Origin of the sequence: Polaribacter sp. 11A2H (assembly GCF_011379025.1) — a bacterium.
GTDB lineage: Bacteria > Bacteroidota > Bacteroidia > Flavobacteriales > Flavobacteriaceae > Polaribacter.
On sequence record NZ_WTLD01000001.1, the window covers coordinates 101571 to 115051 of the forward strand.

15 protein-coding genes and 1 other RNA gene are annotated in these 13481 nt (G+C 30.9%); 13 read left to right on the forward strand and 3 right to left on the reverse strand.

All coding sequences use genetic code 11. The features are described from left to right. Positions 1 to 38: 38 nt before the first annotated feature. Both GQS58_RS00440 and GQS58_RS00445 read right to left on the reverse strand, forming a co-directional pair. Complete coding sequence (locus tag GQS58_RS00440; protein ID WP_166381786.1) at positions 39 to 995, reverse strand: glycosyltransferase family 2 protein; 957 nt, start codon at positions 993 to 995, stop codon at positions 39 to 41. Between the two features lie 63 nt (positions 996 to 1058). Beyond that, a complete protein-coding gene (locus tag GQS58_RS00445) occupies positions 1059 to 1580 on the reverse strand; it encodes a DUF4199 domain-containing protein (protein WP_166381788.1) in 522 nt (173 codons plus the stop codon). A 175-nt stretch (positions 1581 to 1755) separates the two neighbouring features. Here GQS58_RS00445 and ffs point away from each other — a divergent pair. The 5 genes from ffs to GQS58_RS00470 all read left to right on the forward strand — a co-directional run bounded on the left by ffs (position 1756) and on the right by GQS58_RS00470 (position 6018). Continuing rightward, an RNA gene (gene ffs, locus GQS58_RS00450) (signal recognition particle sRNA small type) lies at positions 1756 to 1854 on the forward strand. A gap of 191 nt (positions 1855 to 2045) precedes the next feature. Then, positions 2046 to 2849, forward strand: a complete 804-nt coding sequence (locus GQS58_RS00455; protein ID WP_166381790.1) for an SDR family oxidoreductase — start codon at positions 2046 to 2048, stop codon at positions 2847 to 2849. A 228-nt stretch (positions 2850 to 3077) separates the two neighbouring features. After that, on the forward strand, positions 3078 to 3731 hold the full coding sequence (gene fsa / locus GQS58_RS00460) for a fructose-6-phosphate aldolase (protein ID WP_166381792.1): 654 nt from the start codon (positions 3078 to 3080) through the stop codon (positions 3729 to 3731). 119 nt (positions 3732 to 3850) lie between these two features. After that, positions 3851 to 5527 (forward strand): 2-succinyl-5-enolpyruvyl-6-hydroxy-3-cyclohexene-1-carboxylic-acid synthase, encoded by a 1677-nt coding sequence (gene menD, locus GQS58_RS00465; protein WP_166381794.1) that lies wholly within the window; start codon positions 3851 to 3853, stop codon positions 5525 to 5527. Further along, positions 5527 to 6018 carry a DNA-binding protein gene (locus GQS58_RS00470; RefSeq protein WP_240914536.1) on the forward strand — a complete coding sequence of 164 codons (492 nt, stop codon included), beginning with the start codon at positions 5527 to 5529 and terminating at the stop codon, positions 6016 to 6018. The genes menD and GQS58_RS00470 overlap by 1 nt, the downstream gene beginning before the upstream one ends. Before the next feature lie 194 nt (positions 6019 to 6212). On the opposite strand, the gene GQS58_RS00475 is transcribed toward GQS58_RS00470, so the two are convergent. After that, on the reverse strand, positions 6213 to 7340 hold the full coding sequence (locus GQS58_RS00475; protein ID WP_240914537.1) for an alpha/beta hydrolase-fold protein: 1128 nt from the start codon (positions 7338 to 7340) through the stop codon (positions 6213 to 6215). Positions 7341 to 7438: 98 nt separating this feature from the next. On the opposite strand from GQS58_RS00475, the gene GQS58_RS00480 reads away from it, so the two are divergent. From GQS58_RS00480 to rpmG, 8 genes are all read left to right on the forward strand, one after another. Beyond that, entirely contained in the window at positions 7439 to 8278 is an 840-nt protein-coding gene (locus GQS58_RS00480) for a 1,4-dihydroxy-2-naphthoyl-CoA synthase (protein ID WP_166381798.1), read from the forward strand. 146 nt (positions 8279 to 8424) lie between these two features. Further along, positions 8425 to 9294 carry a formyltetrahydrofolate deformylase gene (purU, locus tag GQS58_RS00485; protein WP_166381800.1) on the forward strand — a complete coding sequence of 290 codons (870 nt, stop codon included), beginning with the start codon at positions 8425 to 8427 and terminating at the stop codon, positions 9292 to 9294. Positions 9295 to 9424: 130 nt separating this feature from the next. Continuing rightward, positions 9425 to 10033, forward strand: a complete 609-nt coding sequence (locus GQS58_RS00490) for a fumarylacetoacetate hydrolase family protein (protein WP_166381802.1) — start codon at positions 9425 to 9427, stop codon at positions 10031 to 10033. Between the two features lie 315 nt (positions 10034 to 10348). Continuing rightward, a complete protein-coding gene (locus tag GQS58_RS00495) occupies positions 10349 to 11590 on the forward strand; it encodes a competence/damage-inducible protein A (RefSeq protein ID WP_166381804.1) in 1242 nt (413 codons plus the stop codon). A 44-nt stretch (positions 11591 to 11634) separates the two neighbouring features. Further along, positions 11635 to 12396, forward strand: a complete 762-nt coding sequence (locus GQS58_RS00500) for a threonine/serine exporter ThrE family protein (protein ID WP_166381806.1) — start codon at positions 11635 to 11637, stop codon at positions 12394 to 12396. A 3-nt stretch (positions 12397 to 12399) separates the two neighbouring features. Continuing rightward, positions 12400 to 12879, forward strand: coding sequence for a threonine/serine exporter family protein (locus GQS58_RS00505; protein ID WP_166381808.1), 480 nt, complete (start codon positions 12400 to 12402; stop codon positions 12877 to 12879). A gap of 122 nt (positions 12880 to 13001) precedes the next feature. After that, positions 13002 to 13241, forward strand: coding sequence for a 50S ribosomal protein L28 (gene rpmB / locus GQS58_RS00510; protein WP_158838598.1), 240 nt, complete (start codon positions 13002 to 13004; stop codon positions 13239 to 13241). A 27-nt stretch (positions 13242 to 13268) separates the two neighbouring features. Further along, positions 13269 to 13451 carry a 50S ribosomal protein L33 gene (gene rpmG, locus GQS58_RS00515; RefSeq protein ID WP_068449915.1) on the forward strand — a complete coding sequence of 61 codons (183 nt, stop codon included), beginning with the start codon at positions 13269 to 13271 and terminating at the stop codon, positions 13449 to 13451. The last annotated feature ends 30 nt before the right edge of the window (positions 13452 to 13481 follow it).

Sequence of the window (13481 nt, forward strand, 5' to 3'; positions counted from 1 at the left end):
TATAGTTTGTATTACTTAGTTGAAAACAAATATACTATTTAGAAATTGAGTTTTTCTTTAATTGTATAGTGTTTTTCGTTACTTTTTGTTTTTATAATGAGTTCTCCAATAAATCCTGCTAAAAATAATAGCGTTCCTAATACCATAGAGGTTAGGGCTATATAAAACCAAGGATTATTTGTAATTAAAATTGTTTTAATGCCGTTAAAAACGTTGTAAAGTTTATAAGCACCAATGTAAAAAGCAGATGTTGTTCCAAATAAGAACATTAAAGTACCCCAAAGACCAAAAATGTGCATGGGTCTTTTACCGAATTTTGATAAAAAAGAAATGGTAATTAAATCTAAAAAACCATTTACAAAACGGTCCATTCCAAATTTAGTTTCTCCGTATTTTCTTGCTTGGTGTTGTACTACTTTTTCTCCTATTTTGGTATATCCTTCGTTTTTAGCTAAAACGGGAATGTATCTGTGCATTTCTCCGCTTACTTTTACAGCTTTTATCACCTCGTTTTTGTAGGCTTTTAATCCGCAGTTAAAGTCGTTTAATTTTAAACCAGATGTTTTTCTGGCAGCAGCGTTAAATAATTTTGAAGGGATGTTTTTAGTGATTACGTTGTCATAACGTTTCTTTTTCCAGCCAGAAATTAGGTCGAAATCTTCCCTAATAATTAAATCATACAATTCAGGAATTTCATCTGGGTTGTCTTGTAAATCAGCGTCCATGGTAATAACCACGTCACCTTTTGCAATTTCAAAACCAGCATCTAATGCTTGAGATTTTCCGTAATTTTTTTGAAATTGTATTCCTTTTACCTCGGTATGTGCAGCGGATAGTTTTTCAATTACATTCCAAGAATTGTCTGTACTACCATCATCTATAAAAATAACTTCATAAAAATAACGATTGGATTGCATCACTTTTGCAATCCAATCGTATAATTCTTGTAAAGATTCATCTTCGTTAAGAAGTGGTATTACTACCGAAATATCCATGTTTGTTCTATTCAATATGTATCATTCAAAGTTTAATTGATATTAAACCTTTAATATTAAAATTTAGTATGTTTCTTCTTCAGTTTTTTTCATAACAGCAGAAGCTATTGCAGAAATAATAAAACCTAAAATTGCAGCACCAATAATTGAAACAGCAGCAATAATACCAGGAGATTGAAATTTCTGAGCTATTTCATTAGCTCCTTCAATTTGTTCTTCTGTCATACCAGCATCTAAATATGCTTGATTTTGAATTTCCATAGCTTGCAGCATAAAGTCTGGCTCTATAACAGTCATAAAAATATATTGATAAATTGCAGTTATTAATGCAGAAAGAATACAGATACCAACACCAATTTTAACACCTTGTCCCCAAGAGATAAAACCATTATTAATTTCTTTGTATTTTTTTATTCCAAATACTACAAAAGCAATAGTTAATGCTATAGATATAACAGAAACAGACCAATGAGGTTTTAGGTGTGCACCCATTACATAGGTAATAACACTTAGTAATATACCAGCGACTGCTAAAATAACACCATAATTTATAATAAGACTTTTACTGTTTGCTTGTTCTTCCATTTTTTTAATTTAGTTAGTTATACAAATATATTGTTTTCATTGTTGATAGTTTTTAATTATTTATAAAAGTTTGTTTACTATCACAACAATACATTAGTATTCAGACTGTTGAAAATGTTACATAAAATTTACACTTTTTTTCTTGTCAATATAAAAATAGATTGTAAATTTGCCTCGGCAAGTCCTACACAACTAGCTCCCTTTGAATCCTCCAGGGCGGGAACGCAGCAAAGGTATTAGGTTGTAGCGGTGTGATGTAGGTAGCTTGCCATTTTTTTTATCTCTATTTAATTCTGAATTTTTTCAGAATTTTTCTTTTTTATAGACGTTATTAATTTTTCCTTTTTAGTTTCCTTCATTTAGTTTTATGATATTTGCCAAATACATATTTATAGATTGAAATATGTAAGATATTTAAAAATAACTTGTTTCAATTTTTTTAACCTTTCAATTATTTAAAAACCAATGTCTAAAGTTGTATTAATTACCGGAGCTTCTTCTGGAATAGGAAAATCTATTGCTATTTTTTTATCTGAAAAAGGATATAAAGTATATGGAACAAGTAGAAACCCTAAAAATATTGCCGATTTTTCTTTTGAATTAATTGCTTTGGATGTTTTAAAGGTGGATACCATTACTACTGCAATCGACTTTATTATTAAAAAAGAAGGCCGGTTAGATGTTTTGATAAACAATGCAGGAATGGGAATTACGGGTCCAATAGAAGATACGCCAACAGATGAAATGCGAGCTGTTTTTAACACGAACTTATTTGGTGCGGTAGATGTAATGAAGGCTGTTTTACCGCAAATGCGCAAACAAAAGTCGGGTACTATTATTAATGTAACTTCTATTGCTGGTTATATGGGATTGCCTTTTAGAGGTTTGTATTCTGCCACAAAAGGAGCTTTAGAAACCATAACGGAAGCAACAAGTATGGAAGTAAAACCCTTCGGAATTAATGTAACGTGTGTTGCACCTGGAGATTTTGCAACCAATATTGCTGCAGGAAGATATCATACCCCAGTTTTTGATAATTCTGCTTATAAAGAGAATTATCAGATGAATTTAAATTTGATGGATGCACACGTAAGTGGTGGAATGGATCCTATAGAAATGGCTAAGGCTGTACATAAGATTATAGAGACAGAAAATCCGAGAATTCACTATAAAGTAGGTGGGTTTATGGAGAAATTCTCAATTGTTTTAAAACGTATTTTACCAGATAGAATGTATGAGAAAATTTTGATGAACCATTATAAATTGTAGTTTTGGATCAAGACCTCACAGGTTTTTTAAACCTGAGAGGTCTGAAAATATCTTTATTTAACTTCTATGAATTGTTATGAACTAACTATCTTTGCGTTAGGGATTAAAACGGCATCCTTTTTTATTTTTATAAAAAAGATATAGTGTAAAGCCCGACCTTTTTAGGGAACGCCCAAACCTTTCGACTGCACTCGAGATATTAATTATTAATATACTAAATATATACAAATGAAATTTTTTATTGACACTGCAAATTTAGAGCAAATTAAAGAAGCGCAAGCTTTAGGTATTTTAGACGGAGTTACTACAAACCCATCATTAATGGCTAAAGAAGGTATTACAGGAGAAGTAAACATTATTAACCATTATAAAGCAATTTGTGAGTTGGTAGATGGTGATGTTTCTGCAGAAGTAATTGCTACAGATTTTGACGGAATGGTAAAAGAAGGTGAGGCTTTGGCTGCTTTAAACCCTCAAATTGTGGTAAAATTACCAATGATAAAAGACGGTGTAAAAGCGTGTAAATATTTTTCTTCTAAAGGAATTAAAACAAACGTAACATTGGTGTTTTCTGTTGGTCAGGCTTTATTGGCTGCTAAAGCAGGAGCAACGTATGTTTCGCCATTTTTAGGTCGTTTAGACGATATTTCTACAGACGGAATGAACTTAATTTCTGAAATGAGACTTGTTTTTGATAACTATAAATTTGAAACTCAAATTTTAGCAGCTTCTGTAAGAAATACAATGCATATTGTTAATTGTGCAAAATTAGGATCTGATGTTATGACAGGGCCTTTAAGTGCTATTGAAGGTTTGTTAAAACATCCTTTAACAGATAGTGGTTTGGCTCAGTTTTTAGCAGATTACCAAAAAGGAAACTAACCAACACAGTTGGTTTTTATATAATAAGGTCAGAAAGTAGAAAAATATTTTACTTTCTGACTTTTTTGTCTTTAATAACTTTTGGACTTTGTAACTTTGCCTCTTTGTAACTTATTTAAATGTACCCTAAAAAAGAACTCGCACAAATTGTAATTTCAGCTTGTTGTCAATTTAATATTGATACGGTTGTTATTTCTCCAGGATCTAGAAATGCGCCTTTAACGGTTGGTTTTTCTAATCATCCAGAAATAGTAGCATTAAGTGTGGTAGATGAGCGTTGTGCTGCTTTTTTTGCATTAGGTATTGCACAGCAAACTCAAAAACCAGTTGCCATTATTTGTACCTCTGGTTCTGCTTTGTTAAATTATTATCCGGCAATTGCAGAAGCTTTTTATAGCAATATTCCGTTGGTGGTAATTTCTGCAGACAGACCAAAACATTTAATTGATATTGGAGACGGACAAACTATTCGTCAAGAAAATGTGTTTGATAAACATATTTTGTTTTCAGCTAATTTAGAGGATATAAACTCGAGTGCAGTAGAGAGCCTAAAACTTAAAAATAAGAACTTAAAACTTATTTCGGAAGCTTTACAGATTTCGGTTTCTCAAAAAGGACCAGTACATATAAATGTCCCTTTTGATGAACCTTTGTATGAAACTGTTGCAGAGTTAAAGAGTTTTAAATTGCCCAATGTTATTGCGAGTGTATCGAAACAATCTGTAGATTATAAAAAGTTAGCATCTATTTGGAATGCATCCACTAAAAAAATGATTTTGGTTGGTGTAAATTATCCTGATGCAGATTTACACAAATTAATGGATTTGTACGCAGATGATGCCTCTGTTTTAATTTTAACTGAAACAACATCTAATTTACATCAAGAAAAAGGCATAGATTCTATAGATCAGCTCATTTTTTCTTTAGATGAAGCTCAGTTTGAAGATTTACAACCAGAAGTGTTAATTACTTTTGGAGGTATGATTGTTTCTAAAAAAATAAAACAATTTTTAAGAAAATATTCACCAAAACAGCATTGGAATATTGATGAATTTAAAAAAATGGACACGTTTTTTTGTTTGTCAGAATTTATAAAGATAAAACCTGTAGACTTTTTTAGTAACTTTAATAGGTTCGTTATCTCTAAAAAAAGTAATTACCAGCAGAAGTGGTTGCAAATTCGTGATGAAAAACGGGTAAAACATAGCGCATATTTATCAAAAGCAACGCATTCCGATTTTAAAGTTTTTGAACAGGTTGTAGAAAGTGTCCCTGCAAATAGTCAGTTGCAAATAAGTAACAGTTCTATTATTAGATATGCACAATTATTTTCTATTGATAAAACAAATACAGTGTTTTGTAATAGAGGAACAAGTGGAATTGATGGCAGTACTTCTACAGCAATTGGAGCCGCTTTTGCAAAAAAAAATCAGACTGTTTTTATAACCGGAGATATTAGCTTTTTCTATGATAGTAATGCCTTATGGAATGCTAACATACCAAAGAACTTTAGAATTGTATTAATAAATAATTCTGGTGGCGGAATATTTAAAATTATTCCAGGACCAGGAACAACCAATGCTGCTAAATATTTTGAAACTCCGCATAACTTAACTGCAGAGCATTTGTGTAAAATGTATAATTTCGATTATTTAAAAGCAGATGCTACAATAACAGTAAAAGAACAATTAGCTGGTTTTTATGAAACATCAGAAAAACCAAAAATATTAGAAATCTTTACGCCAAGTGAAGAAAATAATTTAATTTTAAAAGAATATTTTAAATACATACAATAATGAGTTTACAAGAAGATTTATACGACGAAGAAGAGAACTTACAAGGTGACGAAAACAACTCGGAAGAGGTAGATATGTACTTGAAAGAGGGAGATAAAGTTAGCTTAGTAATTGAAACAGAAACCAATTTAGGATACACGGTTTTAATTAATGAAGAGTTTGATGGTTTACTTTTTAGAAGTGAAGTTTTTCAGGAATTAGAAGAAAATATGGAAGTTGTTGGTTATGTAAAACAAATTCGCGAAGATGGAAAAATTGATGTTTCTCTAAGACCACAGGGTTTTAGAAATGTTATTGACTCTGATGTAGAGAAAGTATTGACAAAACTAAAAGAAAGTAGAGAAGGTTTTTTATTATTAACAGATAAAAGTTCTCCAGATTCTATTCGTTTTCACATGAAAATGAGTAAAAAAGCATTTAAAAAAGCTGTAGGAAATTTATACAGACAAAAACTAATTGTTATTAAAGAAGATAGAATAGAGTTGGTGTAACATAAGTATTCAGTCGTCAGTTAGCAGTAGGCAATAAAGTTGTTTTTATAAAATTTATTTGTTATTTTTTTAACGAATATAGAATTTTTAATTTTGCATACTGCATACTGCATACTGCATACTGCATACTGCATACTGCATACTGCATACTGCATACTGCATACTGCATACTGCATACTGCATACTGCATACTTTTACCTTCCACCCAATCTTAAAATGTTTTCATAAAATTTATCTGCATTTGGGTCTGCAGGATTCATTTTTCCGTAACCAATTTTATACTGTATAATTGCTTTACTAATTTGTTTTCCGCTTTCGTAAAACTTACCAATATAGTAATCACCTAGCGGTGACGAAGGATATAGTTTTAAAATCATTTTACCAAAAGGAAGTAACTGATCTCCATTTTCTTTTTCCATAATTATTTTCTCGATTGCAAAAACATCAGCTTCTCTTATACCTAAACTACTACCAAAAAGAAATTCGATTTCTAGATATTTATTTTCTAAATAAGCAATAGCGTCTGAAGGTGATAAGTCTTTTATGTTTTTATCAAACTCTTCTTTAGAGATGGCAGAATATACTTGAAAAACTTGATTTAGTGCTCTAGGAATTGCTTCACCAATGGCCGATATGCTACTTGACGTGTTAATGGTGTCGTTTATAATATTAAGATTTTTTATCTCTAAAGATTTTAAACCTCCTTGTAATTCTCCTATCTTAGTCTGTTTTTCAAAAGAAAATGAAGTAGAATTGTTTATATATAGGTAAAAAGTATTGTCTTCCTTTTCATATCTCGGTAAATTATAACTTTGCAATTGCTGTCCTATAAAGTCAGAAAAAACAGGATTTATACAGATGTAAGAATTAACAAGAGGAACTCTTTCTCCTAAAAAAAAGGAAACTAAGTTTGCAGAAGTACCTTCACCAATAATAGAAATAAAAGGAGACGTTTTGTAGGTGCTTTCTATTTCAAAAATAACTTCATCTTTTATAAATTGATAAAATTTCTTATTATCTGTCGTTAATTCGCCAGTTGTAGTATTAAAATAGGTGTCTTTTTTACGGGTTTTAGCCATTTCAATTCCAACCACAATTTGCTTTGGTGCTTTGTCTTTAGCAGCAAATAATATAGAATTCCCTACATACATATCAAACAAAATCTCACTATCTAAAACAATTGCCAACGGATAATTTTTGTCCTCATCAGAATCGTAACCTTCTGGTAAATATATTTTTATGTCTCTTTTATCATCTGTGTAATCAGAGATAATTGTTTTATTTATTATTTTTTGTGCATACCCGCTAAGGCAAATCAGCATAAATATTAGGGTGAACGATTTCTTTATCATAAATTTGAATCTTTATTTTTGTAACCAATTTTTTTGTTCTTCTAAAAGAACGTCCAAAATACAAAATTATGATACAACCCAAGTGGAAAACTGTTAAAGAATACGAAGACATTACCTATAAAAAATGTAATGGAGTTGCTAGAATAGCATTTAATAGGCCTAATGTTAGAAATGCTTTTAGACCTAAAACTACTAAAGAATTATACGATGCTTTTTACGATGCAGGCGAAGATGTAAATATTGGAGTTGTGCTACTTTCTGCGGAAGGGCCAAGTACAAAAGACGGTGTGTATTCATTCTGTTCTGGAGGAGATCAAAAAGCACGTGGACACCAAGGGTATGTTGGTGAAGACGGATATCACAGATTAAATATATTAGAAGTACAACGTTTAATTAGGTTTATGCCAAAAGCAGTAATTGCTGTAGTACCAGGTTGGGCAGTTGGTGGCGGACACAGTTTACATGTAGTTTGCGATTTAACTTTAGCTTCTAAAGAACATGCTATTTTTAAACAAACAGATGCAGATGTAACTTCTTTTGATGGTGGTTATGGTTCTGCATATTTGGCTAAAATGGTGGGGCAAAAAAGAGCTCGTGAAATCTTTTTCTTAGGTAGAAATTATTCTGCACAAGAAGCGTATGATATGGGTATGGTAAATGCTGTTATTCCGCATAAAGAATTAGAATCTACTGCGTATGAATGGGCACAAGAAATATTAGAAAAGAGTCCGACTTCTATAAAAATGCTAAAGTTTGCAATGAATTTAACAGATGACGGTATGGTTGGTCAGCAAGTTTTTGCAGGAGAAGCAACAAGACTTGCTTATATGACAGATGAAGCAAAAGAAGGAAGAGATGCTTTTCTTGAAAAGAGAAAACCAAACTTTCCTAAAAAATGGATACCATAGATTAGTAGGCAGTTTCAGTATACAGTCTCAGTGTTCAGCATTAGTAACAAAATGGAGCTTGCTCTAAAAAAGAAAAAATAATTAGAACTCCAAATTACCCAGTTTGTAGTTCCTTCCCTTCGGGAAGGTTAGGATGGGGTGTTTTTATGAAACCACAAGTAGTCTCTTTTTTAATTAAATGTCCAGATCAAAAAGGATTGGTAGCAAAAATTACCACTTTTTTTTATGAAAATGGATTCAATATTTTAAGTTCTCAGCAGTATGTAAATGCTATTGAAAACACCTATTTTATGAGAGTTCGTTTAGATGCAGAGGGAACGGATATTTCTAAAGAAACTCTAGAGCATAATTTTTTACAATTGGCAACGCCATTAAATATTGATTGGTCTGTAAACTATTGCGATAAAAAACAAAATGTAGCCATTATGGTTTCGCACACTAGTCATAATTTATATGATTTGTTAGAGCGTTCTAAAGAGGGGCGTTTAGATTGTAATGTAAAAATGGTTATTAGCAATCATGATAAATTAAGGTATATAGCAGACATGTTTAATGTGCCTTTTTATTATTTACCTGTTACTAAAGAAACCAAAAAAGATCAAGAAGATCAAGTTGTACAATTGTTAGATGCTAATGAAGTAGATTTAGTAATTATGGCAAGGTATATGCAAATTTTATCTTCAGATTTTATCAATCATTATCCAGAGAGAATTATAAATATTCATCATTCTTTTTTACCTGCTTTTCAAGGAGCAAACCCTTATAAAAAAGCATACGAAAGAGGTGTGAAATTAATTGGAGCAACGGCACATTATGCAACAGTAGATTTAGATGAAGGGCCAATTATTGAGCAAGATGTAAAACCGGTAACGCATGAAAGTACACCAACAACCTTAAAAAGAATTGGTGCAGATATAGAGAAATTAGTGTTGGCAAGAGCGGTTAAAAACCACTTAAATCATCAAATAATTGTTTCAGGAAATAGAGCTATTGTTTTTCCGGAAGCAGGGGAATAAAACAGTTGGCAGTTTTCAGTCAACAGTAATCAGTTAACCTAAATATGATTTTAAGTTAATCAATTTTAATAGTATAAAATTAACACAATAGTGTTTCTTCCCTTCGGGAAGATTAAGATGGGCTTTTTTTATGAAAATAATTTGTATTGGGCGCAACTACGCAAAACATATAGAAGAGTTAGCAAATGAAAGACCAGAAAACCCTGTAGTTTTTCTAAAACCAGATTCTGCTATTTTACCAAGAAAAAATCCGTTTTTTATTCCACCTTTTTCTAATGATGTTCATTATGAAGTAGAGGTTTTGATAAAAATAAATAAAGTTGGTAAACATATTGACGCTAAATTTGCTCATAAATATTACGATGAAATTGGTTTAGGAATCGATTTTACAGCAAGAGATATACAGGCAAAATGTAAAGAAAAAGGGTTGCCTTGGGAAAAAGCAAAAGGTTTTGACGGAAGTGCCGTGGTGGGAGAATTTTATCCGAAGGAAGAATTTGATTTAGAGAACTTAAGTTTTCAACTTTTTAAGAACGACGAACTTGTTCAGGATGGTAACACCAATGCAATGTTGTGGAAAACAGATGAATTAATTGCTTATGTTTCTCAATACTTCACCCTTAAAAAAGGAGACATAATATATACAGGTACACCTGCAGGAGTAGGTAAAGTTGTAGAGAACGATAACTTAAAAGGAATTATTGAAGGAAGAGAAGCTTTTGATATAAGAGTAAAGTAGGTTGATAAATTTTACAATACAAATAATAGCCTCCATATTTGTTGGGATTTGTTTTATGTATTTGGCTAAAAGGTTTGAAAAAAATAAGACACTTTACTTTTGTATAGGTTTTTTTGTTTCTCTTGCTATTCGAATTATTTATTTACTTATTTATGGCTTTTTTACAGACTTTAAACTTCAGCAAGATTTTGAATCAAATAGAAATTTATCAGTCTTATTGAGTGTTATTATTTCATATTTCCTTTTCGTTTTTTTTCGAAAAAGATTAAAGAATAAAAATTTAGATTATCAGAATATAAATGAAATAGGCTCATAATGAATGCAGAAATTATTACAATAGGAGATGAAATTTTAATTGGTCAGATTGTAGATACCAATTCACAATTTATTGGTCAGGAATTAAATAAAATAGGAGTTTCAGTTTATCAAATTACTTCCATTCAAGATGATGAACAGCATATTTTAAACGCTTTAAAAGAAGCACAAGAAAGAGCAAGTATTGTTATTATTACTGGAGGTTTAGGACCAACAAAAGATGATATCACAAAAAAAACAATTGCAAAGTTTTTTAAAGATACTGAGTTAATTGAATATCCGGAAGTAATAGCACATATTAAAGAGATGTTTATAAAAGTGAATCATCCTTTTAATGAAGTGCAAAGATATCAGGCGCAATTGCCTTCTAAGGCTACTTTGTTAATGAATAATTTTGGTACTGCACCCGGAATGTGGTTTTATCAAAACGAGACTGTCTTTGTGTCACTCCCTGGAGTTCCTTATGAAATGAAAGGTTTAATAACCGATCAAGTTTTACCTAAAATTCAAAAGCAGTTTAAATTACCTTTCATTATTCATAAAACAATTATGACGTATGGGCAGGGGGAAAGTATGATTGCAGAAAGAATTGAAGAATTCGAAAACAATTTACCACCTTATATTAAGTTGGCATATTTACCTTCTTTTGGTAAAGTAAGACTGCGTTTATCCGCCAAAGGCGATCATAAAGAGACTTTAGAGGCAGAGTTAAATGAAAAAGTAGCTGAAATTTATAAACTAATACCAGAAATTATTACCGGTTTAGATGATGATAGCTCATTAGAGAAAAGAATAGGAGCGTTGTTAAAAAGAAATAAGCAAACAATTGCTACGGCAGAAAGCTTAACAGGAGGTCAAATATCTGCAAATTTAGTATCCGTTGCAGGCTCGTCTGCTTATTATAAAGGTAGTATTGTTGCGTATTCTGCAGAAACTAAAATTAATTTATTAGGTGTTTCTGTAGAAACTATCAAAAAATATAGCGTTGTAAGTAAGGAAGTTGCTTTAGAAATGGCTAGAGGAGTTAAAAGCAAACTACAAACAAATTATGCAATTGCAGTAACAGGTAATGCAGGTCCAACAACAGATCATACAGATAAAAGTGTAGGGATAGTTTACATTGCTGTTATTTCTGATGATAAAGAAATTGTAAAAGAATTTAATTTTGGGCAACCAAGAGAAAAGGTAATTAATAGAACAGTTAGTAAAGCGTTAGAAATAATTTACAAAGAATTAGTGTAATATCTCTTTTAAGTATTCTAATGTTTGAAAGGAAATAACATAAAATGAATGATAAAGAAATTATAGAAACCTCTAATAGTCTTTTAGAAGTTGGTAGTTTGTTAATGGAATCGGGAGCGAGCACGCATAGAATTAGAATAACAATAGAACGTTTGGGTGCTGGTTTAGGGTATAGTTGCGAAACATTAATAACTCATAAAACCATATTTTTATTACTAAGAAATAATACCACTGACGAACTTTATAATAGTTTTAAAAAAACGCCTCCGCATAGTGTTAATTTTACTTTAGTATCTGAAATAAGTAAATTAAGTTGGAAAGTTGTAGAAGGTAAATTATTATTAAAGCAATTACAAAATGAGGTTATTAGAATAAAAAATATTCCTCGTTACTCTTTTATATATGTTTTAATCTTTGTGAGTTTTGCAGGTGCAGGATTTTGTAGATTATTTGGAGGGATGTATTTAGATATGCTTATTGCATTTATAGCTACATTTTTTGGCTTTATTGTAAGGCATTATACGGCAAAAATAAAATTTAATATTTATTTAAGTATTTCTTTTGCAGCATTAACAGCAAGTTTAATTGCTGGTGGAAGTACTTTTTTTAATGATAATAGCACCAATCATTTAGCTTTTGCCACCTCTGTTTTATTTCTAATCCCTGGTGTACCACTAATTAATTCATTTTCTGATTTAATGGATGGTTATACAATGAACGGAATTGTTAGAGGTGCCCATGCCATGCTAATAGCATTATTTATTTCGTTAGGTATGTTTGTAGCCATGTTAATTTATGATTTTTAAACTATGAAAATTCTCCATTTTTTAGAAATGGCAGTTTGGTTAGCTGTTGCTTCTGTAGGTTTTGCTAAATTATTTAATGTGCCTAAAAAAGCATTAATTACGGCAGCTGTGTTAGCTGCTATAGGTGGTACTTGTAAGTTAATTCTAATTCACTTTGGGGTGCATATAACGTTAGCTTCATTAATAGGAGCTATTGTTGTTGGGTTTTTAAGTATACCAGCAGCACATAAACAACATGTGCCTCCTTTAATATTATCTATTCCAGCAGTTATCCCTATGATTCCGGGAGCATTTGCATACGAGGCAATGTTAGGTTTTTTTAAACTTACGTATGAGTTAGATGCAGAAACATACCAAGTTGTTTTAAATCATACTATAAATAATGGCTTAAAAGCTATTTTTATTATTTTTTCTCTAACCGCAGGAGTTTCGTTTCCAATGCTAATTAGCCGTAAAGAATCTGCAAAAAACATCCATTTTTAATCAGTTTAAATGATTAGATAAATAAAAAAGTAAAAAATAGTAAAAATAGTTTTGTTCAGAATTAGAATTAACTGTATATTTGCACCTCGTTTAGAGATAACACTATAAATACTGTCGAAAAGATGTCTAGAGTTTGTGAATTAACAGGTAAAAAAGCAATGGTTGGGAACAATGTATCTCACGCTTTAAATAGAACTAAGAGAAAGTTTGACGCTAATCTAATGACCAAGCGTTTTTATATCCCAGAAGAAGATAAATGGATAACATTAAAAGTATCTGCTTCTGCATTAAAAAATATTAACAAGAAAGGAATTTCTTCAGTTATAAAAGACGCAAGAGCTAACGGATTTTTAACTAAATAAGCTTAAGCAATTTAAAATTTTATACAGATGGCAAAAAAAGGAAACAGAGTTCAGGTAATTTTAGAATGCACAGAGCATAAAGCTTCTGGTAAAGCAGGTACTTCTAGATACATTACAACAAAGAACAAAAAGAACACTCCGGATAGAATGGAAATTAAAAAATTCAACCCTATCTTAAAGAAAATGACTGTTCACAAAGAAATTAAATAATTAAACTGTCTAGAACTCAGAATAGAGCAC